The organism is Streptomyces sp. NPDC005574, from assembly GCF_040605435.1.
GTDB lineage: Bacteria > Actinomycetota > Actinomycetes > Streptomycetales > Streptomycetaceae > Streptomyces.
Window position 1 is genome coordinate 113705 of sequence record NZ_JBEXCW010000010.1, and the last position, 22243, is coordinate 135947.

Below are 22243 nucleotides of genomic sequence, written 5' to 3' on the forward strand. Positions count from 1 at the left end.
TCTCTCCCGCTCAGAACTCGATGCGCTCACGGCGGGTGGCGCGCAGCGTGACCACGGACAGGACAAGGGTGAGCAGCAGCATGACCACGCCCATGGCGCAGGCGTAACCGCTCTTCCCGAAGTAGAGGAAGTTGCGCATCATCACGGTCGACATGACGTCGCTGTCGTGATCGGGTCCACCGCCGTAGGCGCCCATGCTCGCGGTCATGGAGGACACCAGCACGAACATGTCCATCGCCACGATGCCCAGGTACACCCAGGCGGTCTGCACGGTGTCCCACAGCAGCGGCAGGGTGATGCGGAAGAAGGACTGGGCGCGGCCGGCGCCGTCGATCAGGGCGGCCTCGTAGATGTCCCTGGGGATCGACTGGAGCGCCGCGGAGAACAGCACCAGGTAGAAGCCGACGCCGTGCCACACGACGACCAGGATGAGGGCCCAGCGGACGATTCCGGGTTCGTTGAGCCATTCCACCGGACTGCTGGGATCGACCAGCCCGAGTTTGATGAGCACGCCGTTGAGCATGCCGCCGCCGTCACTGCGGTACACGGCGTTGAACAGCACCGCGAGAATCGCCAGCGACAGCACCTGGGGGAAGAAGTAGACGATTTTGTAGAACCCGGAGCCGGCGACCCCGCTGACACCGCCGGCCCGGCTTCGACCTCCCGCGTTCACCATGAAGGCGAAGAAGAGGGCGAGCAGAATGGTGATCACCGGGATGAACACCAGGAACTGGATGTTGTGCCAGATGGCCTTCTGGAAGACGTCGTCGTGGTACAGCGCCCGGTAGTTGTCGAGTCCGACGAACTTGAAGGTCTGCGACTGCCCCTTCCAGTCGGTCAGCGAATAGCCGATCGTCTGGATGTACGGCCAGATGACGAAGACCAGGTAAAGCGCCACGGGGACGACGAGAAATCCCGCGACGAACCTGTACTGCCCTTTGCGCATGGCGTTCCTGCCCCTGGTGTCCACCTCCGGGCCGGACGCGGGTCCGGCCCGGAGTGCGTACGGCTGGTCGCGCGATCAGTCGCGGTGGTTCTTCTTGGACGCCGGGTCCTTGGCCGCCTTGTCCACCGCCGCCTGGGCCCGCTTCAGCCACTCCTTGGGCTGGATGCGCTTGGCCATGAGCTCGTTGGACGCGGCCTCGATCGAGGCGCCCATCTCGCTGTACCACTCCGTGTACAGGAAGCGGAAGGTGTTCTCGCCGGCCGCCTTGGACGCCTCGACCGTGGACTGGGTGCCGGGCCGCAGCTGGACGCCCGCGTCGACGCCGTCCTTGAGGATGGTCAGTGAGTTGGCCTCCTTGGCGAAGAGCGTCGACCACTCCTTGGACAGCATCCGCCGTGCGAACTCCTGGGCGGCGGGGAGGTTCTTGGCCTTCTTCGGGATGATGAACGGCTCACCGGAGCCGGCCCGGATCGCCTCGAACGGCATCGCGCTGCCCGGCAGCAGCGGCATCGGCATGAACTTCATGTCGAAGTCGTCCGGGGTCTGCTTGAGCTGTTCGTTCTCCAGCCACGAGCCGCAGGTGATGAAGGCGGCCTTGTACTGGTTCCAGCGCGTCTGGGACTCGGTGTGGGTCAGGCCGTTCGTGCCGGGCATCAGATAGCCCTTCTCGACGACCTCGTAGATCGCCTCGACGCCCGCCTGCGCGGCGTCGGAGCCGACGAACGCCTTCGGGTCGAGGTTGTCGATCGCCTTCATGGCGTCCAGACCGCCCTTCTTGGCGATCATGTCCATGATGGCGACGTTGATGTAGTACGGGTACTTGCCCTGGTGGGCGAGGCCGCCGATGCCCTGGGACTTGGCGTCCTTGCAGATGGTGAGGAAGTCGGCCCAGGTCTTGGGTTCCTCCCAGCCCTTGTCCTTGAAGAGCTTGCCGGAGTACCACAGGCCCCACACCGTGTAGATGTAGTTGAGGGCGACGACCTTGCCCTCCTGCAGGCCCGGGTCGAGGGTGCCGGTGATCAGGGTGTCGCGGACCTTCTTGGAGGGGTCGTCGACGGACGGCGAGTCGAGGACCGCGGCCAGGTCGAGCAACTGGCCGTTCTTGTAGAGGACGTCGACCTTGATCTGCTGGGCGCCTGAGTCGTCGACGATGTCCGGCGGGTTGCCGGCGTTGAAGCGCGGCTGGAGCTTGCCGGTGATCTCCTGGGTGCCGGTGTGGGTGGAGGTGACGCCGAGCTTCTTGTGGAAGTCGGCCTCCCACGCCTTGGCGTAGGAGTCGCCGTAGCCGCCCTTGAAGATGACGACGTCGAGCTTGCCGCCCTTCTCCACGCCGAAGGGGTTGTCCTTGGTCGCCTTGCCCTTGGGCGTGTCGCCGCCGGAGTCGTCGTCCCCGCCGCCGCTGGCACACGCGGACAGGAAGCTCATCGTCGGTACGGCGATCAGCCCGAGGGCGGCCGACCGCTTGATCAGATCTCGGCGGCCGACACCTGACCAGCCGTTGTTCTCGAAGCTGTCGTGCTCGGAGGTGGATCCCATGCTCAAGTCCTCGCCTTCTCCAGGACTCAGGCGGTGAACCGGATCTCCGGGCACCGCGAACGGGTCGAGCTGGGTCGTGCAGGAAATGCGAATCGGGTGAATTGCCGACAGGTATAGTCCACTTCCCGCCGACGGAGCAAGATCGAATGCAAGGTTGGCCGTTTGTCTTATCCGAGTTGAGACCTCGCGGAAATATGAGCCGACTGTGGGCGTCCTGTCGGACATATCCCGGACATTGGGCCCGAATGCCGCAGCCAACACCCTTGACACAACTGAGTACTTGGGCCACAACTGATCCTTGCGCCACGAAGCTGACAACGTTGTCCCGCGCAGGAGGGTGCTCCCAGATGCAGCACGGAGCTCGGCACAGATCGGTGGTCGTGTTCGCGGCCGCCTTCGCTTTGACGATGGGCTCGACCGGGGCGGCGATCGCGCTGCCGGAGGCCGGCGCGACCGCGGACCGGGGGTTCGCCTCCTCGTTCGAGGCGGGTGATCCCGCACCCGACTGGCTCAGCACCGTCGATACCGCGCCGGACGGCGGCAAGGCCGCCTCGGGCGTCGACGGCGGCTACAGCAGCGGTATCCCGGGCAACGTCACCGACCACGTCACCGACGTACGGGCCGAGGGCGAGAACACGGCCGGCGGGGAGGTGAAGGAGAACCTCGTCGACAGCGAACCGGGCACCAAGTGGCTGATCTTCGCTCCCACCGGGTGGGCCGAATTCGACCTGGACAAACCCGTCAAACTAGCGACATACGCACTCACTTCGGCCAACGATCACGACGAACGCGACCCGGCGGACTGGACGCTCCAGGGCTCCACCGACGGCAAGGACTGGAAGAGCCTGGACACCCGCTCCGGGGAGACCTTCGCCGAACGCTTCCAGACCCGGTCCTACGACCTCGCCGAGCCGGCCGAGTACCAGCACTTCCGGCTCGACATCACGAAGAACAACGGCGCCCCGGACATCCTCCAGCTCGCGGACATCCAGTTCTCCACGGGCGGCGGCAACGGCCCCGTACCCGAGGACATGCTGTCCCTGGTGGACCGGGGACCGAGCGGCTCGCCCACCGCGAAGTCGGGCGCCGGCTTCACCGGGAAGCGCGCCCTGCGCTACGCCGGCCGGCACACCGCGGACGGCCGGGCCTACTCGTACAACAAGGTCTTCGACGTCAACGTGGCGGTGACCGGGGACACCGAACTGTCGTACCGGATCTACCCGTCGATGGCCGACGGCGACCGGGACTACGACGCCACGAACGTGGCGGTGGACCTCGCCTTCACCGACGGCACCCGGCTGAGCGACCTCGGCGCGAGGGACCAGCACGGCTTCGGGCTGAGCCCGCGCGGCCAGGGCGATTCCAAGGCGCTCTACGTCAACCAGTGGAACAACGTGGTCGCGCGGATCGGGTCGGTCGCGGCCGGCCGGACCGTCGACCGCGTCCTGGTCGCCTACGACTCCCCCGGCGGCCCGGCGAAGTTCCGCGGCTGGCTGGACGACGTGACGCTGAAGGCGGCCCCGCCCCAGAAGCCGAAGGCCCACCTGTCGGACTACGCGCTCACCACCCGCGGCACCAACTCCAGCGGCAGCTTCTCGCGCGGCAACGACTTCCCCGCGACCGCCGTGCCGCACGGCTTCAACTTCTGGACGCCGGTCACCAACGCCTCCTCGCTGAGCTGGCTCTACGACTACGCGCGCGGCAACAACGCGGACAACCTGCCCACCATCCAGGCGTTCAGCGCCAGCCACGAGCCCAGCCCCTGGATGGGCGACCGGCAGACCTTCCAGGTCATGCCGTCCGCCGCGGCCGGCACCCCGCCCACCGGCCGGGAGGCGCGGGAACTCGCCTTCCGGCACGAGAACGAGACCGCCCGGCCGTACTACTACGGCGTGCGCTTCGAGAACGGTCTGCGGGCGGAGATGGCGCCGACCGACCACGCGGCCGCCCTGCGCTTCACCTTCCCCGGTGACGACGCGAGCGTCCTGTTCGACAACGTGACGGACCAGGCGGGTCTGACCCTCGACAAGTCGGCCGGCGTGGTCACCGGCTACTCGGACGTGAAGTCGGGACTGTCGACCGGAGCCACCCGGCTCTTCGTGTACGGGGTGTTCGACAAGCCCGTGACGGACGGTGACTCCGCCGGGGTCAAGGGGTATCTGCGGTTCGACGCCGGCAAGGACCGCACGGTCACCCTGCGGCTGGCGACCTCCCTCATCAGCCTGGACCAGGCGAAGGACAACCTGCGCCAGGAGATCCCGGACGGCGCCTCCTTCGACTCGGTGCGCTCGCAGGCGCAGCGGGCCTGGGACCGCGTCCTCGGCAAGGTCGAGGTGAAGGGCGCCACCCCGGACCAGCTGACGACCCTGTACTCCAGCATGTACCGGTTGTACCTGTACCCCAACTCCGGTTTCGAGAAGGTGGGTTCGAAGTACCAGTACGCGTCCCCGTTCTCACCGATGCCGGGCCCCGACACCCCGACGCACACCGGCGCGAAGATCGTGGACGGCAAGGTGTACGTCAACAACGGTTTCTGGGACACCTATCGGACCACCTGGCCGGCGTACTCACTGCTGACGCCCTCTCAGGCGGGCACCATGGTCGACGGGTTCGTGCAGCAGTACAAGGACGGCGGCTGGACCTCCCGCTGGTCCTCCCCCGGGTACGCGGACCTGATGACGGGCACCTCCTCCGACGTCGCCTTCGCGGACGCGTACGTCAAGGGCGTCGGATTCGACGCCAGGTCGGCGTACGAGGCGGCCCTGAAGAACGCCACCGTCGTCCCGCCCATGTCGGGAGTCGGCCGCAAGGGCATGGCGACCTCGCCCTTCCTCGGCTACACCAGCACGGACACCCATGAGGGCCTGTCCTGGGCACTGGAGGGCTACCTCAACGACTACGGCATCTCCCGGATGGGCAAGGCCCTCTACGAGAAGACCGGCGAGCGGCGCTACAAGGAGGAGTCGCAGTACTTCCTCAACCGCGCCCAGGACTACGTCAACCTCTTCGACCCGAAGGCCGGCTTCTTCCAGGGTCGCGACGCGAAGGGCGACTGGCGGGTCGACTCGGCCAAGTTCGACCCGCGCGTGTGGGGTTACGACTACACGGAGACCAACGGCTGGGGCTACGCCTTCACCGCGCCGCAGGACTCGCGGGGTCTGGCGAACCTGTACGGCGGCCGCAAGGGCCTCGCGGACAAGCTCGACGCGTACTTCGGGACGCCCGAGACCGCCTCGCCCGACTTCGTCGGCTCCTACGGCGGCGTCATCCACGAGATGACGGAGGCCCGGGACGTACGGATGGGCATGTACGGCCACTCCAACCAGGTCGCGCACCACGTCACCTACATGTACGACGCGGCCGGCCAGCCCTGGAAGACGCAGGCCGACGTCCGCGAGGTCCTGTCGCGGCTGTACTCCGGCAGCGAGATCGGGCAGGGCTACCACGGCGACGAGGACAACGGCGAGCAGTCGGCCTGGTACCTGTTCTCCGCGCTGGGCTTCTACCCGCTGGTGCTGGGCAGCGGTGACTACGCCGTGGGCTCGCCGCTGTTCACCCAGGCGACGGTCCATCTGGAGAACGGCCGGGACCTGGTCGTCCGGGCGCCGAAGAACAGCACGCGCAACGTCTACGTGCAGGGCCTGAAGGTCAACGGCCGTACCTGGACGTCGACCTCGCTGCCCCACTCGCTGCTCGCTAAGGGCGGGGTGCTGGACTTCGACATGGGCTCCAAGCCCTCCTCGTGGGGCACCGGCCGGAACGCGGCGCCCCCGTCCATCACCACGGACGACCGGGTGCCGACGCCCCGGGCGGACGTCCTGAAGGGCGACGGACCGCTCTTCGACAACACCTCGGCGACGGACGCCGAGGTCACCTCGGTGGACCTGCCGGTCGGAGGCCGCACCAAGGCCGTCCAGTACACGCTGACGTCGCCCTCGGACCACACGAAGGCGCCGACGGGCTGGATCCTTCAGGGCTCGCCGGACGGCACCGACTGGAAGACCCTGGACCGGCGCACCGCCGAGTCGTTCCCGTGGGACCGGCAGACGCGGGCGTTCTCGGTCGGCAAGGCGGGGTCGTACGCGCACTACCGGCTGGTCCTCGACACCCCGGGCACGCTGGCGGAGGTGGAGTTGCTGGGCTGAGGCGGACGCCGTCGTGAACGAGGGGCGGGCGCGGAGATGATCTCCGCACCCGCCCTTTTCCGTCGCCCGGAGGCCGGGTGCGCTCAGTCCACCGCGACCGTGAACACGTGCAGGTCCGCGTCGTCCGACAGGGTCACGGCGGAGACCGTCCGCCCGGCCGGGGCCGTGAACGGCTTCGTGGCGAAGACGTACGTCGCCACCGGATCCTTGTCGGCGCCCGCGACGTTGCGGTACGCCGTCCTGGCGACGACCTCGTTGCCGTACTGCACGGTGCCGCCGCCTCCGCCCACCGTCCAGTCGGTGAACGACAGGTCGACGACCTCGGTCGAGCCGTCGGAGTACGTCACCGTCGCCTTGGTCTGCTGGTTGCCGTTGACCGCGCTGCCGACGAAGCTCAACCGGCGTGTGGGCGCGTCCAGTTGAATGGTCTGGCCGGTCGCCGAGGCGTTGTCGGGGCGGCCCGCGGGAGAGTCCGGCCAGGTGAAGGAGAGACCGCCGGCCGTGGTGCGCCGACCTGGGGTGAGGCCGGCGTCCGCGAGTGCCTGGCGCGAGTAACTCCAGCCGCCGCCGTCGAAGTCGGCCTCGTCGTGGTCGCCGGAGTCGTCGGAGATCCCGGTGCTGTTGTAGGCCGCGAGGAGGGATCCGGGCGCGGCGACCGTCAGGGCCACCGGCTGTTCGTACGACGTGCCGTCCGAGGTGACCGTGACGGTGACGTCGTGGAAGCCCTGCTCGATGTCGTCGGCCGCGGACAGGGTGATCTCCCGCGACCCGTCGGTGACCGTCCCGGAGGCGGGGGTCGCCCGGATCCCGGCGGGGGTGTCGACCCGGAAGCGGACCTCGGGCCCCGGGCCGTCACCGCTCAGCGCCAGCGCCCGGATGCCGACCTCCGTCGACTCCCCCGGCGCCAGGGTGGCCGTGGTCGGGCCCACGCCGATCTGGTACGGCTGCTCGCCGGCCCGGAAGGACGGCGGCGCGTCCGTGGCGCCCCAGGCGGGGTCGGGCGTGCCGGAGAGCGTGTAGTCGAGCCGGCCGCCGTCCCGCACGAAGGAGGCGGGCAACCAGGCCCGGTCGCTCGACCGGCCGTCGACCTTCAGGGAGTGCACGTAGGGGGCGTCGGCCGCGGCGCCCCGGGCCCGCACGGAGATGTCGTCGCCGTGCGGCCGGTCGATCTCGATCCTCGGGAACAGCGGTGAGGCGAGGACCAGTTCGGCACGCGAGGGCACCTGCGGGTACATGCCGAGCGCGGAGAAGACGTACCAGGACGACATCGCGCCGAGGTCGTCGTTGCCGGGGATGCCGCCCGGCTCGGTGGACCACAGCCGGGTCATCGCGGCCCGGACCGTCTCCTGCGTCCGGTAGGGCGCGCCCGCGTAGGCGTACAGGTAGGGCACGTTGGTGGACGGCTCGTTGTCCAGCTCCGACTTGTCGCCGCCGCTGCCGGTGAACGCCCAGCTGCCGTCCGCGTTGTGGAAGAAGGCGTCCAGGCGCTTCAGGGCCTTGTCCCGGCCGCCCATCGCCGCGAACAGCCCGGCCGGGTCGTGCTGCACCATCCAGGTGTACTGGGCTGCCGTGCCCTCCACGAAGCCGTTGCCGGTGGCCGGGGTGAAGCCGGTGACCCAACTGCCGTCGGCCTTGCGGTTGGCGACGTAGCCGCCGGTCTCGTCGGCCGCGATGTTGAAGTTGTTCTGCCACCACTGGGAGCGGTGCGCGAAGATGTCGGCTGTCTTCTTCTCCCCCGCCGCCGAAGCGAGTTGGGACAGCGCGAAGTCCGCGCCCGACATCTCCAGCGTCTCGGCCGCGCCGCCCCAGGCGTTGGAGACGGACGGCATGTAGTGCCGGTCCAGGTACTTGTCCAGGGAGGGTCGCTGTCCCACGGACAGCACGGGCTTGCCGGCCGCCGACAGGTCGCCCTCGGTGGGCACGGTCGCCGCCTCGACCAGGGAGCGCAGTGCGCCGCGGAGGTCGAAGTCGGTGCCGCCGAACGCGCGGATGCCGGCCAGGGCGGCGGGCGAGGGGTCCCCGTTCATGACGTGCGTGCCGCTCGCCCCGTGCAGCCAGCGGTCCCACACCCCGCCGTTCTGGCGGGCGAGTTCGTACAGCGACTGGGCGATGTCCGAGCCGGTGCGGGGGTTGAGCAGCGTGAGCAGCTGGACCTGCGAGCGGTAGACGTCCCAGCCGGAGAAGGTGCCGTACTGGGCCTGGTGACCGGCCCGCACGGTGTGCACCTCGCCGTCGCTCCCCCGGTATCTGCGGTCGGCGTCACTGATGACGTTCGGGTGCAGCAGGGCGTGGTAGAGCGCGGTGTAGAAGGTGGTGCGCTCCGCGTCGGTGCCGCCGCCGACCCGGACGGCGTCGAGCCGGTCGCTCCAGGCCCGGCGGGCCGCGTCGCGCACGGAGTCGAAGGAACGGCGGCCGGGGTTCTCCGTCCGGAGGTTGGCCTCGGCGCCCGCCCTGCTGACGTAGGAGATGCCGACCTTGACGTTCACCGGGTCCGTGCCGGGCGCGAACTCGACGTAGCCGCCGGCGCCCTTGCCCGCGGTGGGCCGTCCACCGTCGGAGAAGCCACCGGTGCCGCCGGACGCCGAGGTGGAGCCGGGGCTGAGCCGGTCGTCCTGCCAGGTCCCGGTCTGCTGGAACGCGCGGTCGAAGTGGGCGGTGAAGTGCAGCGTGTAGTAGGCCCGTCGGCCCTCGGGGTCGAGGTAGCCGCAGAAGTTGCCGGAGGTGACCGAACCGGAGATCGTGCGGGTGGCCGGGTCGATCTCGATCGACGAGTCGGTGGAGCCCACCTCGGAGTTGGCGGTGCGGATCAGCAGCGAGGCGGGCTTGCCGGCCGGGAAGGTGAAGCGGCCCGAGCCGGTACGGGCGGTGGCCGCGAGGTCGGCCGTGACGCCGGAGGCGAGACCCACCTTGTAGTGGCCGGGCTCGGCGGTCTCGTCGGTGTGGCTGAAGTCGGACGCGTACACGGCGTCCTTGGTGTCGCTCGCCGGGGACGAGGTGACCTCTCCGGCGTACGGGAGGAACGGGATGTCGCCGCTGCCGCCGGCGCAGCCCGTGCCGGACATGTGGGTGAGGCTGAAGCCCCGGATGCGGGTGGCGCCGTACTGGTAACCGCCGGGCGCGGCGGTGCGGGTGGCGTCGCCGCGGGTGTTCTCGGGGCTCCAGGAGAGCATGCCGAACGGGACGACGGCACCCGGGAAGACGTTGCCGCCGTTGCTGGTGCCGATGAGCGGGTCCACGTAGGCGGCGGGATCGTCGACGAGACCGGGCGGGGCGGCCGAGGCCGCCAGGGCGGGGGTGGCGCCGGTGGCCGCGAGAACGGCCGCCAGCAGCAGGGACACAGGACGGAAACGCATGACGCGGCCCCTCCTCCTTCGGACGGGTCGCGCACCACAGGTCGCACAAGCCGCAGGGACAGTAGCGTGCGCCAGCGGTACCACGGAAGGGCGCCTGCGGGGCGGAGGGCTCGCGGGGGGGCGCGCGGGGGCCGGACGGGCGAGCGGGGGGCGGGTACGTGGGCGGCGGGGCGCGGCTGTCCGTGGCTCCGGCTGTCCGGTGGTCCGGTGGTCCGGTGGTGGGCGAGGGGCTTCCGTCTCCGTCCACGCCACCGGTGCTGGCGCTGTCGGCGACCCCTGTCGTCACCCAACAGGGTTGACATCGTTGTCGGTTGACGCGGTAGAGTCATGTACAGACCATTAGACAACGTTGTCGCACCGCCGATCGCCACAAGCCATGCACTCCCTCGGGCCGGCACCCCCCTTTGCCGGCCCGCTCGCGGACCCGGTGGCCCACCCCCCACCGGGTCCGCCCCGAGCGACGGTTCAGCCGACCCGGCAGGGCAGGGCCGTCGCCGTGTCACCTCCGGAGCCCGAGACGACATAGCCGAACGTGGCGCTCTGCCCCGGACTCAGCGAACCGTTCCAGTCCGCGTTGTGCACCATCACGTCCTGCCCGCTGTAGGTCGCGTTGCCGCTCCAGAGGCTGTCGACCTTCTGGCCGCCCGGCAGCGTCCAGTCGACCATCCAGCCCAGCATCGGGACGTCACCGGAGTTGGTGACGGTCACCTCGGACTGGTAGCCGCCCGACCAGCTGTTGGTCGTACGGCGGGTGGCGGAGCACGTGCCCGGCACCGGGTCGGTCGGGTTGCCCGGGTCGTGGATCCCCGTCACCTCGCCGTTGCCGCCGTCGAAGGTGACGTCCGAGCAGGAGTAGAAGGTCTCGGCGCTGTCCGAGCGCTGCCAGACCATGTAGATGATGTTGCGCCCCGACTTGTTCGCCGGCAGCTTGCCGGACCAGGAGTAGTTGGCCTCGACCGTGCCCGGGGAGCCGTTGAGCGGCGGGTGGTCGACGCTCAGGAACGGCTGCGCCTCCATGTCGTTCCAGGTGAGCGTCCTGGTCGGGTCGAAGCCGTCCTTCGTGACGTAGACGTAGAACCAACCCGGGTGCGCCGCCCAGGCGTTGTACGAGAAGTCGACGGTCGCGCCCGAGGTCAGGTGGGTCAGCGGCCAGTCGGCGCGGGCCGCGTCGAAGCCGGTGAAGTTCGGGTTGCCGCCGCTGCACAGACTGCCGTCGGGCACGAAGCCGCGGGTGCGGCCGGCACCGTCCGAGCGGAGCACCGAGAACCAGTTGTAGAACGGTGTGGTGCCACTGACCTGCCGCGCGTTCCGGCACGCCGGATTGACCGGCTTGATCTCACCGGTGTCGGTCAGCGCGTCCCGCCAGCACAGGAAGGTACGGCTGGCGGGCTTCATGGGGGTGCCGTGGGCCTCGGCCGGGCCACCGGCCGTCACGACCAGGCCGACGGCCGGGATCGTGGCGAGCAGGGACACCAGCACGAGGAGGAGGGCCCGGGTGCGGGTGGGGGCGGTTAATCGGGCGAGGAGGTTGGGTGGGCTGTCGGTCGCTGTTGCGGTTGCGGTCGAGGTCGAGGTCGCTTCCGTTTCTGGAGTGGTCATGACGGGTTGATCCATCCTTTCGGGTAGGGCCGCGCGGATGGGGTGTGCGGGGGTGCCGGGGGTGGGGGGCGCTAGGTGCGGGGTGCCGGGACTTGGGGGCGCGAGATGCGGGGGTGCGAAATGCGGTGTTCTTTGCGCGGTGTTCGTTACACGATGTCGGGTATGCAGTGTTCGGTATGCGATGTGCTGCATGTGGTCCGGTTGCGGCGCGGCGCATCGCACTGACGTGCTCCGTGCCCGGGTCGCCGCGCCCGGCGCCTCAATTGCCATGTGCGGTTCGCGATAAGCGGGGTGCGATACACCGTGTGCGGTATGCAATGTGCGGTGGACAGTGTGCGCTGCGCGCTGCGCGTTGTGCGATCTACCGGCGGGGCGGCCGGCCGAACCGGGTACGCAGGCTGTCGCGGAAGTGCTCCCCCCGCGAGCGCGCGTACTCGGGGGCGTGCGGAGGTGCGGACGTGCCGGCCGAGCACCGCGGCGTGGCGCGGCCCGGGCCGTGTGGACGGCGGGATGGGAGCGTCGTGACAGGCGGGTTCCGGTCCGCCCGAATGGGAGCGCTCCCATCCCACCTCTGTCGGAAGGTAGCGTCGAGCGGCCCAGTTGTAAACGCCTGGCGCGTCACACAGACGCCGGCCGGCCCCTCGGCTCCCTCGGCGAACGAGGTTCCACTTGCGTCAACGAGGGCGTCGCGGACGGCAGTTCGACGCTGAACTCGGTGCACCCCGGGACGCTGCTCACGTCGATCCGGCCCCCGTGCGCCCGCGTGATCGCCGCCACGACGGCCAGGCCCAGCCCGGAACCTCCTGGGCTGCCGTGGGCGCGGGCGCGGGAGGCGTCCGCCCGGGTGAAGCGTTCGAAGACGGTGGGGAGAAGGGCCGGCGGGATGCCGGGGCCGTCGTCGCGGACGCGGATGACGCAGGAGGCCGGCCCGGTCTCCAGCGCGGCGACCACACGGGTTCCGGCGGGTGTGTGCGCACGCGCGTTGGCCAGCAGGTTGGCGAACGCCTGACGCAGGCGGGTCTCGTCGCCGGTGACCAGCGCGGGGGCGTCGAGGCGCAGTTCCAGCTGCCAGTCGTGGCCGCCGGCCGCCGCTCGCGCTTCCCACACCGCCTCGGCGACCAGGGCGGCGAGGTCCACCTCGGCCGACGGCAACGGGCGGCCCTCGTCGAGCCGGGCCAGCAGGAGCAGGTCCTCGACCAGGGCGGTCATACGGGCCGACTCGGCCGAGACGCGGCGCCAGGCCAGCATCGGTTCGACCCGGTCGGCACCCCGGTTCATCAGCTCGGCGTATCCGGCGATCGAGGCGAGCGGGGTGCGCAGTTCGTGGCCGGCGTCGGCGAGGAAGCGCCGCATGCGTTCCTCGCTGTGCCGGACCCGCTCCTCGCTGCGCCGGCCTTCGGCGTGCGCGGACTCGACGTGGTCGATCATCCGGTTGAGCGCGGCGCCGAACCGGCCCGCCTCGGTGCCGGGGTCGGCGTCGCGTTCGGGCACCCGGGTCAGCGCGGTGACCTCGCCGGGGTCGAGGGGGGCGCTGGAGACCTCGGCGGCGGTGGCGGCGACACGGCCCAGGGGGCGCAGTTGCCGTCGTATGAACACGGCGCACACGCAGCCCGCCACGGCCAGGCCGGCCGCCGTGGCCGCCGCCTCGACCAGGACCAGGCCGCCGATCATGCCCTGGACGCCGCCCATGGGGAGTCCGGTGAGGATCCGTGTCCCGTCGCTGTCCAGCGCCATGACCCGGTAGGCGCCCAGCCCGGGGACGTCCCGGGTGTGCGGTGTGCCGTCGTCCGCGACGCCCCGCAGCGCGGCGCGCTGGGCGGGGCCGAGGGCCCGCGGTGTGGAGCCCTGGAGCGTCGCCGCGGCGAGGACGCCTCCACCGGCGTCGACGCGGGCGCCGAGCAGGCCGGCGGGGTGTCCGTTCCCGGTGAGGAACGACAGGTCGCTGTCGTCGTCCGGGTGGAGCCCGGCGCCGCTCAGGCTGCCCTCGGCGGCGTCGGCGACCCGGTTGTCGAGGTCGTCCATCACGTAGGCGCGCTGGACGAGGGCGGTGGTCAGCGCCGTCGCGGTGCAGACCGCGACGAGTGTGGCACTGACGAACAGCAGCAGACGGCCCCGCAGGGAGCGCGTGCGCGGCAACCGCGGCCAGGACCGAGGGCCGTGGGAGGTGGCCGGGGTGTGGGCTCGGGTGGCCGGCGAGGAAGACCGCGCGGTCGGGGCGGGGGTGGGGGTCCGGGTGGTCATCTGCCGTCCTCCACAGACCCGTTGACCTGCACCTTCGTCCGGGTGGCGTGGCCCGGCGACGCCGGACCGCGGGTCCGCGTGCGGCGGGCGGTCGCGCGTTCGGCGGCCCCGGTGGGGTCCTGGTGGCGCCGTCGGTGGGCCACCGGGGCGGCTGAGGACGGCACTTGGGCGGGGACGGCGTGGACGCCGGCGTCGATGTCGATGTCGGCGTCGATGTCGATGTCGGCGTCGATGTCGGCGTCGGTGGTCGCCACGCGGAGGCGGCCGGTGCGGGTCCCGGGGGTGCCAGTCATGTCCCGATCCTGTCCCGGTCCGCTGGGGGAACCCTGTGTCCGGGCTGAGGACCGGCGATGTCTTCGCCCCCGTACGACAGCGGGCCGCACCCCCGTCACCGGGGATGCGGCCCTCAACTGCCGCGTACTGCCGCCTGGTTGGCGGGAGACGGACCCTTACTTGCGGATCAGGCTGCGCAGCACGTACTGCATGATGCCGCCGTTGCGGTAGTAGTCGGCCTCACCGGGGGTGTCGATGCGGACGACCGCGTCGAACTCGACGCCCGTGTCAGTGGTGACCTTGACCGTGCGGGGCGTGGTGCCGTTGTTCAGCTCCTCGACACCGGTGAAGGAGAAGGTCTCCTCGCCGGTCAGGCCGAGGGACTCGGCGGTCGCGCCCTCCGGGTACTGGAGCGGGAGGACGCCCATGCCGATGAGGTTCGAGCGGTGGATACGCTCGTACGACTCGGCGATGACGGCCTTGACGCCGAGCAGCGCGGTGCCCTTGGCGGCCCAGTCGCGGGACGAGCCGGAGCCGTACTCCTTGCCCGCGAGGACGACCAGCGGGATGCCCTGCTCGATGTAGTTGCGCGAGGCGTCGTAGATGAACGCCACCGGGGCGTCCGCCTGCGTGAAGTCGCGGGTGTAGCCGCCCTCGGTGCCCGGCGCGATCTGGTTGCGCAGGCGGATGTTGGCGAACGTACCGCGGATCATGACCTCGTGGTTGCCGCGGCGGGAGCCGTAGCTGTTGAAGTCGCGGCGCTCCACACCGTGTTCGGTGAGGTACGTGCCGGCCGGGGTGTCAGCCTTGATGGCGCCGGCCGGGGAGATGTGGTCGGTGGTGACCGAGTCGCCCAGCTTGGCCAGCACGCGGGCGCCGGAGATGTCGGAGACCGGGGTGGTCTCCATCGTCATGCCCTCGAAGTACGGGGGCTTGCGGACGTAGGTGGACTGCGGGTCCCACTCGAAGGTGTTGCCGGTGGGGATCGACAGTGCCTGCCACTGGGCGTCGCCCGCGAAGACGTCCTGGTAGGACTTGTTGAACATGTCCTCGCCGATGGCGTTCGCCACGACGTCGTTGACCTCGGCCTCGGAGGGCCAGACGTCCGCGAGGTAGACGGGGTTGCCGTCCTGGTCGGTGCCCAGGGCGTCCTTGGTGATGTCCACCTTCATGGAGCCGGCGAGGGCGTACGCGACGACCAGCGGCGGGGACGCCAGGTAGTTCATCTTGACGTCGGGGTTGATCCGGCCCTCGAAGTTCCGGTTGCCGGAGAGGACCGAGGTGACCGCGAGGTCGTGCTCGTTGACCGCCTGGGAGACCTCCTCCGGCAGCGGGCCGGAGTTGCCGATGCAGGTGGTGCAGCCGTAGCCGACGAGGTTGAAGCCGACCTTGTCGAGGTAGGGGGTGAGCCCCGCCTTGTCGAAGTAGTCGGTGACGACCTTGGAGCCCGGGGCGAGGGTGGTCTTGACCCACGGCTTGCGGGTTAGGCCCTTCTCCACGGCCTTCTTCGCGACGAGCGCGGCGGCGACCATGACGTACGGGTTCGAGGTGTTGGTGCAGGAGGTGATCGCGGCGACGGTGACGGCGCCGTGGTCGATCTCGTACGTGGAGCCGTCGGGCGCCGTCACGGTGACCGGGCTGGACGGGCCGGCGCCCGGGACGACGGCCGAGTGCTGCGGCGCGCCGGAGCCGTTGTCGTCGTGGCCGTAGGCCGGGGCGTCGCTGGCCGGGAAGGACTCGGCGCTCGCCTCGTCCACCGGGGAGGCCACGCCGTGCGGCTTCTCCTGCGCGGGGACGCCGGACTTGCGGTCGTCGCCGCCGGTGACACCGGCTTCGACGTAGTTGAGGACGTCGGCGCCGAACTGCTCGGCCGCCCGGGCGAGGACGATGCGGTCCTGCGGGCGCTTCGGTCCGGCGATCGAGGGGACGACCGTGGAGAGGTCCAGTTCGAGCTTCTCGGAGAAGTCGGGCTCCGCGGCGGGGTCGAGCCAGAGGCCCTGCTCCTTGGCGTACGCCTCGACGAGCGCGACCTGCTGCGCGTCACGGCCGGTCAGGCGCAGGTACTTCAGCGTCTCGTCGTCGATCGGGAAGATCGCGGCGGTGGAGCCGAACTCCGGCGACATGTTGCCGATGGTGGCGCGGTTGGCGAGGGAGGTCGCGGCCACGCCCTCGCCGTAGAACTCGACGAACTTGCCGACCACGCCGTGCTTGCGCAGCATCTCGGTGATCGTGAGGACCAGGTCGGTGGCGGTGGTGCCGGCCGGCAGCTCACCGGTGAGCTTGAAGCCGACGACGCGCGGGATCAGCATGGAGACCGGCTGGCCGAGCATCGCGGCCTCGGCCTCGATGCCGCCGACGCCCCAGCCGAGCACGCCGAGGCCGTTGACCATCGTGGTGTGCGAGTCGGTGCCGACGAGGGTGTCGGGGTACGCCTGGCCGCCGCGGACCATGACCGTGCGGGCCAGGTGCTCGATGTTGACCTGGTGGACGATGCCGGTGCCCGGCGGGACGACCTTGAACTCGTCGAACGCGGTCTGGCCCCAGCGCAGGAACTGGTAGCGCTCCTTGTTGCGGCCGTACTCCAGCTCGACGTTCTGCGCGAAGGCGTCGCGGGTGCCGAACTTGTCGGCGATGACGGAGTGGTCGATGACCAGCTCGGCCGGGGCCAGCGGGTTGATCTTCGCCGGGTCGCCGCCGAGCTCCTTCACGGCCTCGCGCATGGTGGCGAGGTCCACGACACAGGGCACGCCGGTGAAGTCCTGCATGATCACGCGGGCCGGTGTGAACTGGATCTCCTGCGCGGGCTGGGCCTGCGAGTCCCAGTCGCCGAGGGCACGGATGTGGTCGGCGGTGATGTTCGCGCCGTCCTCGGTGCGGAGCAGGTTCTCCAGCAGGACCTTAAGGCTGTAGGGGAGCCGGGCCGAGCCCTTCACCTTGTCCAGGCGGAAGATCTCGTACGACTCGTCGCCCACCTGCAGCGTGCTGCGGGCGTCGAAGCTGTTCGCCGACACGACAGTCTCCTTCATTGATGTGCGCGTTCCACCACGATCCTGCCGCCACGGCTGGTTGGCCGATCCGGTGAGGTCAGGCTAAGTTAGGCAAGCCTTACCGGGTGGCGGCTGCGGTGCACCTCGGCAGATATCTCGATGTCGAGATAACTCTAGTACACGAGGGCCGACTGGTCATGCCCGGACCCCACCTGTCCGCCGCCGTCCCATCGAACGTCGAACAGCGGACCCGGCCGATTCTCGCGACCGGACCGGTCAGGGCGTGCGGTGCGGACAGCCGCACCGACCGGCCGGAACGGCGCGGGCCGCGACCCGCCCGCGCCCGGCCGGGACTCCGCGCGGCGGGGTCAGAACCGCTTCTCGCCGCCGTCGACGTACAAGGTGGCGCCGACCACGAAGCTGCCGTCCGCGGAGGCGAGGAAGGCCACGGCGACGGCGACCCCCCTCGGGGCGCCCCATCCGGCCGATGGGCACGCCCGCCACGAGGCCCGCCTTGACGGCGGCCGCGTTCGACGCGGCCCGGCGGCACTGGCCGCCCTACTGACAGCAGGTGCCCGCGGAGGCGCGGCTCGCCGCGACTCCCGATCGGTGAACCCGGCCGCCGTCAGCGCCACTTGCCCTGGGGATGAAGCCGGTCGCCGCGCCGGTCAAGGAACTCCCCCGCGAATGGGTGGGGTTCAGTCATCGGTTCGCCAACTCGGGGTAGACGAGGGCGGAAAGCAGGTACCGGCCCCCCGAAAGGCGACCCGACATGGCCCTCACCTTCCGCAAGAGCTTCCGCATCCTCCCCGGCGTGCGCCTGAACATCAACCGGCACTCCTGGTCCATCACGACCGGCGGCAGCGGCGGCCCCCGGCACACCCACAGCAGCACGGGACGGCGTACGACGTCGATGGACCTGCCGGGGCCCTTCGGGTGGCGCCGCACCCGTACCGCCAAGCGCCACTGAGGACATGTCGGCCTCGTCGCCCGAACGGACCTTCCAAGAGGCGCCATCTCATATCTGAGATAACCTCAGTCCCATGGCAGACGACTACCTCGTACGCATCGGCAAGCTCATCCGTGACGCCCGGCAGCATCGCGGCTGGACACAGTCACAACTCGCCGAGGCGCTCGGCACCAGCCAGAGTGCCGTGAACCGCATCGAGCGCGGCAACCAAAACATCAGCCTTGAGATGATCGCTCGAATCGGTGAAGCGCTGGACAGCGAGATCGTCTCCCTGGGCTATGCGGGACCGATGCATCTGCGGGTGGTCGGCGGCCGCCGGCTGTCCGGCGCCATCGACGTGAAGACCAGCAAGAACGCCTGCGTGGCACTGCTGTGCGCCTCCCTGCTCAACCGGGGGCGCACAGTGCTGCGCCGGGTGGCCCGCATCGAGGAGGTGTACCGCCTTCTGGAGGTACTCGGCTCCATCGGCGTACGCACCCGCTGGATCAACGACGGGGTCGACCTGGAGATCGTGCCGCCGACCGAGCTGGAGCTGACGGCGATCGACGCCGACGCGGCCCGCCGTACGCGCTCGATCATCATGTTCCTCGGCCCGCTGCTGCACCGCCTGGACCACTTCACACTCCCCTACGCGGGCGGCTGCGACCTCGGCACCCGGACCATCGAGCCGCACATGATCGCGCTGCGCCGGTTCGGCCTCGACATCGCCGCGACCGAGGGGCTGTACCACGCGCGGGTGGACCGGTCCGTCGCCCCCGACCGCCCCATCGTGCTGACCGAGCGTGGCGACACGGTCACCGAGAACGCGCTGCTCGCGGCCGCCCGGCACGACGGCGTGACGGTCATCCGCAACGCGTCCTCGAACTACATGGTTCAGGACCTCTGCTTCTTCCTGGAGGCGCTCGGCGTCGAGGTCGAGGGCATCGGCACCACCACGCTCACCGTGCACGGCGTGCCGACCATCGACGTCGACGTGGACTACAGCCCCTCCGAGGACCCGGTCGAGGCGATGAGCCTGCTGGCCGCAGCCGTGGTCACCGAGTCGGAACTGACCGTGCGCCGGGTGCCGATCGAGTTCCTGGAGATCGAGCTCGCGGTGCTGGAGGAGATGGGACTCGACCACGACCGTACGCCCGAGTACTGGGCCGACAACGGCCGAACCCGCCTGGTCGACCTCACCGTCCGGCCCTCCAAGCTGGAGGCGCCGATCGACAAGATCCACCCGATGCCCTTCCCTGGCCTGAACATCGACAACGTCCCGTTCTTCGCCGCCATCGCGGCGGCCGCGCAGGGCAAGACCCTCATCCACGACTGGGTCTACGACAACCGCGCGATCTACCTCACGGACCTCAACCGCCTCGGCGGCCGGCTCCAGCTCCTCGACCCGCACCGCGTCCTGGTCGAGGGCCCCACCCGCTGGCGCGCCGCCGAGATGATGTGCCCGCCCGCCCTGCGCCCCGCCGTCGTCGTCCTGCTGGCCATGATGGCGGCCGAGGGCACGTCGGTCCTGCGCAACGTGTACGTCATCAACCGGGGCTACGAGGACCTGGCCGAACGCCTGAACTCGGTGGGGGCGCAGATCGAGATCTTCCGGGACATCTGAGGACGGTGCTCGGGGCCCCATCCTGCACCCCTCCGAAGGGGGCGCCCGCGCAGGGCGTTCGTTCCCTGCCGGGCGCCCCCGCGGCCGGTGTCAGCTGTCGGTCAGGGTGATGTCCTGCTGCTGGGCCGCGTGGAAGAGGGGGAGGGGGAGGCCGCCCTGGGGGCGGAGTTCCACCAGGGTGGCCTCCACGTGGGCCGTGCCCGGCTTGAGCGTCTCCGAGGAGACCTTGCCCGTGTTCGTCCACGCGTGCTCGGCGCCGTCGCACAGGGCGCGGGTGCCGCCGATGCCGTGCTGGACGGTCGGGGAGCTCTGGGTGACGGAGGAGCTGACGAACACGGGGCCCGAGCCGGCGGTGCAGCGGTAGGTGCCGGACAGGGTGACGGTGCCGTCGGGTGCGATGCCGCCGGTCGGGGCGACCGTCACCGTCTCGCCCGGGGCCGCGGCCGCGAGCGTGGACGGGGCGGTGGCGAGCAGGAGGAGCGCGGCGACGGTGGCGCCGAGGGCGGGGCGCAGGGCCATGGACATGGGGGTATCTCCCGGTCGGACGGAAAGAGGGGGTTCCACTGGTACCGGTCCCGGGGCCCGGAAGGCGTGACCGTCACTCCTTCGGTGGCGAGTCCGCACCGACCGTCGTGGATCCGTCCGGGTCATGTCCGCGTGTTGTCACGCTTGGCCGAGGACTGTTCCGGTGTGTCCGCTCGGGGCGCATGGTTTCTTCATGGAGACCCATACGGGTTCTCCCACCGACGTGGAGGTGCGCCATGTGTGCCCACCAGCCTTTGTGCCCCGCAGCCGCAGCCGACGCGAGCGCTCCGCACGTCGTGGCCGCTCACCCCGAGCAGGGCTGGAGCCTGCTGTGCGACGGGGCGATCGTCTTCGACGACACCGGTGAGCTGCTGCCGGACGGACGGATCGTCGCGCCGCACCGGGCGCCCGCCGAACGGCCGCTGTCGATCGCCGCCTGATCCGCCTGATCCGACCGAGCGGTCCTACGGCAGCACGGCGAAGCCGTCGAGTTCGATCATCGCCCGCTCGTCCCACAGGCGTACGACTCCCACGACCGCCATGGCCGGGTAGTCCCGTCCCGCCAACCGGCGCCAGATACGGCCGAGTTCCGGAGCGTGGACGCGGTAGGCGGCGACATCCGTGGCGTAGACGGTGACGCGGGCGAGGTCGGCGGGGGTGCCGCCGGCCGCACGCAGGGCCGTGAGGAGATTGCCGAGCGCCCGCTCGAACTGCAGGGGAAGTGTCGTGTCCGCCACCTCGCCGTGGGCGTCCAGGGCGGTCTGGCCGGCCAGGAACACCACGCGGGAACCGGTGGCGACGACCGCGTGCGAGAAGCCGGTGGGTGGCGCGAGTTCCGGCGGGTTCACCCGCTCCGCGGTCACGCCCCCGCCTCCTGTTCCGCGTACAACTGCCGCGCGATGATGCTCCGTTGGATTTCGCTGGCCCCTTCGTAGATGCGGGGGGCGCGTACCTCCCGGTAGAGGTGTTCCAGGAGGTGGCCGCGCCGCAGGGCGCGGGCGCCGTGCAGTTGGACGGCCGCGTCCACGACGTACTGCGCGGTCTCGGTGGCCAGGAGTTTCGCCATCGCGGCCCGCCGGGGGACGTCGGGTGCCCCTTCGTCGTACGCCGCCGCCGCCGCGTACACCATGAGCCGGGCCGCCTCCGTGCGCAGCGCCATCTCGGCGACCTGGTGGGCGACGGCCTGCTGGTCCTTCAGCTTGCCGCCGAACGCGTCCCGGCCGGCGGTGTGGGCGAGGGTCGCGTCCAGCGCCGCCTGCGCCATGCCGACCGCGAAGGCGCCGACGCTGGGGCGGAACAGGTCGAGGGTGCCCATGGCGACCCGGAAACCCCGGTCGACCTCGCCGAGGACGTCGTCGGCCGTCACCGGTACGGCGTCGAGGTCGAGGGCGCCGATGGGGTGCGGGGAGAGCATGTCGAGGGGCCGGCCGCTGAGGCCGGGGCGGTCGGCGGGCAGGAGGAAGGCGGTCACGCCGCGCGCGCCCGCGCCGGGGGTCGTACGGGCGAAGACGGTGTAGAAGTCGGCCTCGGGGGCGTTGGAGATCCAGCACTTCTCGCCGGTCAGCCGCCAGCGGGCCGAGCCGTCGGGCTCGGCGCCCAGGGGGGCGGCCGGTTCCGGCGCGTCCACTTCCGCCCGCAGCGCCAGCGCCGCGGCGTCCGACCCCGCGCCCGGCTCACTCAGCGCGAACGCGGCCACCGCGGTGCCGTCCGTCACGCGCGGCAGCCAGCGGGCGCGCTGCGCCGGAGTGCCGTGCGCGTGCACCGGATGGGCACCGAGGCCCTGGAGGGCGAGGGCGGTCTCGGCCTCGGTGCAGGTGTACGCGAGGGACTCGCGCAGCAGGCACAGGTCGACCGCGCCGGCGGTGAACAGCCCCTCCAGCAGGCCGAGTCGGCCGAGTTCGGCGACGAGCGGGCGGTTGACGTGCCCCGGTTCGCCCTTGTCGGCGAGCGGGCGGAGCCGGTCGGCGGCCAGCGTGCGCAGCCGGTCACGCCGGTCGGTCTGTTCCGGTTCGAGCGAGAATGCGGGCATCGCCGGTCCTCTCTCCGGGTGGCGGTACGGCCACTC

At 70.7% G+C, this 22243-nt stretch carries 15 protein-coding genes; 4 read left to right on the forward strand and 11 right to left on the reverse strand.

Annotated features, from left to right (window positions below; translation table 11 throughout):
- Positions 1-10: 10 nt before the first annotated feature.
- Complete coding sequence (locus ABZT03_RS10195; protein WP_356036212.1) at positions 11-946, reverse strand: sugar ABC transporter permease; 936 nt, start codon at positions 944-946, stop codon at positions 11-13.
- Between the two features lie 75 nt (positions 947-1021).
- A complete protein-coding gene (ngcE, locus tag ABZT03_RS10200) occupies positions 1022-2482 on the reverse strand; it encodes an N-acetylglucosamine/diacetylchitobiose ABC transporter substrate-binding protein (RefSeq protein WP_356036215.1) in 1461 nt (486 codons plus the stop codon).
- Positions 2483-2829: 347 nt separating this feature from the next.
- On the opposite strand from ngcE, the gene ABZT03_RS10205 reads away from it, so the two are divergent.
- On the forward strand, positions 2830-6627 hold the full coding sequence (locus ABZT03_RS10205) for a GH92 family glycosyl hydrolase (RefSeq protein ID WP_356036218.1): 3798 nt from the start codon (positions 2830-2832) through the stop codon (positions 6625-6627).
- Between the two features lie 83 nt (positions 6628-6710).
- Here ABZT03_RS10205 and ABZT03_RS10210 read toward each other — a convergent pair whose 3' ends face one another.
- The 6 genes from ABZT03_RS10210 to ABZT03_RS10235 form a co-directional block, all read right to left on the reverse strand.
- On the reverse strand, positions 6711-9980 hold the full coding sequence (locus ABZT03_RS10210) for a GH92 family glycosyl hydrolase (protein WP_356036221.1): 3270 nt from the start codon (positions 9978-9980) through the stop codon (positions 6711-6713).
- A gap of 465 nt (positions 9981-10445) precedes the next feature.
- Positions 10446-11453, reverse strand: coding sequence for a lytic polysaccharide monooxygenase (locus tag ABZT03_RS10215; RefSeq protein ID WP_356036300.1), 1008 nt, complete (start codon positions 11451-11453; stop codon positions 10446-10448).
- Between the two features lie 744 nt (positions 11454-12197).
- Complete coding sequence (locus ABZT03_RS10220) at positions 12198-13820, reverse strand: ATP-binding protein (RefSeq protein WP_356036224.1); 1623 nt, start codon at positions 13818-13820, stop codon at positions 12198-12200.
- Complete coding sequence (locus ABZT03_RS10225) at positions 13817-14113, reverse strand: hypothetical protein (RefSeq protein ID WP_356036226.1); 297 nt, start codon at positions 14111-14113, stop codon at positions 13817-13819. Before ABZT03_RS10225 ends, ABZT03_RS10220 begins: the two co-directional genes overlap by 4 nt.
- Positions 14114-14269: 156 nt before the next feature.
- On the reverse strand, positions 14270-17104 hold the full coding sequence (locus tag ABZT03_RS10230; RefSeq protein WP_356036229.1) for an aconitate hydratase: 2835 nt from the start codon (positions 17102-17104) through the stop codon (positions 14270-14272).
- 344 nt (positions 17105-17448) lie between these two features.
- Positions 17449-17715 carry an SDR family oxidoreductase gene (locus ABZT03_RS10235; RefSeq protein WP_356036232.1) on the reverse strand — a complete coding sequence of 89 codons (267 nt, stop codon included), beginning with the start codon at positions 17713-17715 and terminating at the stop codon, positions 17449-17451.
- 137 nt (positions 17716-17852) lie between these two features.
- Here ABZT03_RS10235 and ABZT03_RS10240 point away from each other — a divergent pair, with 137 nt between their 5' ends.
- Together ABZT03_RS10240 and ABZT03_RS10245 are read left to right on the forward strand one after the other, a co-directional pair.
- Positions 17853-18050, forward strand: a complete 198-nt coding sequence (locus ABZT03_RS10240) for a DUF4236 domain-containing protein (protein WP_356036235.1) — start codon at positions 17853-17855, stop codon at positions 18048-18050.
- A 73-nt stretch (positions 18051-18123) separates the two neighbouring features.
- On the forward strand, positions 18124-19653 hold the full coding sequence (locus ABZT03_RS10245) for a UDP-N-acetylglucosamine 1-carboxyvinyltransferase (protein ID WP_356036237.1): 1530 nt from the start codon (positions 18124-18126) through the stop codon (positions 19651-19653).
- A gap of 90 nt (positions 19654-19743) precedes the next feature.
- On the opposite strand, the gene ABZT03_RS10250 is transcribed toward ABZT03_RS10245, so the two are convergent.
- The gene (locus ABZT03_RS10250) at positions 19744-20172 is read right to left on the reverse strand and encodes a DUF6299 family protein (RefSeq protein WP_356036304.1); all 429 of its coding nucleotides are present in this window, start codon (positions 20170-20172) and stop codon (positions 19744-19746) included.
- A gap of 242 nt (positions 20173-20414) precedes the next feature.
- Between ABZT03_RS10250 and ABZT03_RS10255 the strand changes: the two genes are divergently transcribed.
- On the forward strand, positions 20415-20618 hold the full coding sequence (locus ABZT03_RS10255; RefSeq protein ID WP_356036240.1) for a DUF5999 family protein: 204 nt from the start codon (positions 20415-20417) through the stop codon (positions 20616-20618).
- 24 nt (positions 20619-20642) lie between these two features.
- Here the strand turns inward: ABZT03_RS10255 and ABZT03_RS10260 are convergent, their stop codons facing one another.
- Together ABZT03_RS10260 and ABZT03_RS10265 are read right to left on the reverse strand one after the other, a co-directional pair.
- Complete coding sequence (locus tag ABZT03_RS10260) at positions 20643-21041, reverse strand: RidA family protein (RefSeq protein WP_356036243.1); 399 nt, start codon at positions 21039-21041, stop codon at positions 20643-20645.
- Positions 21038-22207, reverse strand: coding sequence for an acyl-CoA dehydrogenase family protein (locus ABZT03_RS10265; protein WP_356036247.1), 1170 nt, complete (start codon positions 22205-22207; stop codon positions 21038-21040). The genes ABZT03_RS10260 and ABZT03_RS10265 overlap by 4 nt, the downstream gene beginning before the upstream one ends.
- Positions 22208-22243: the final 36 nt, after the last annotated feature.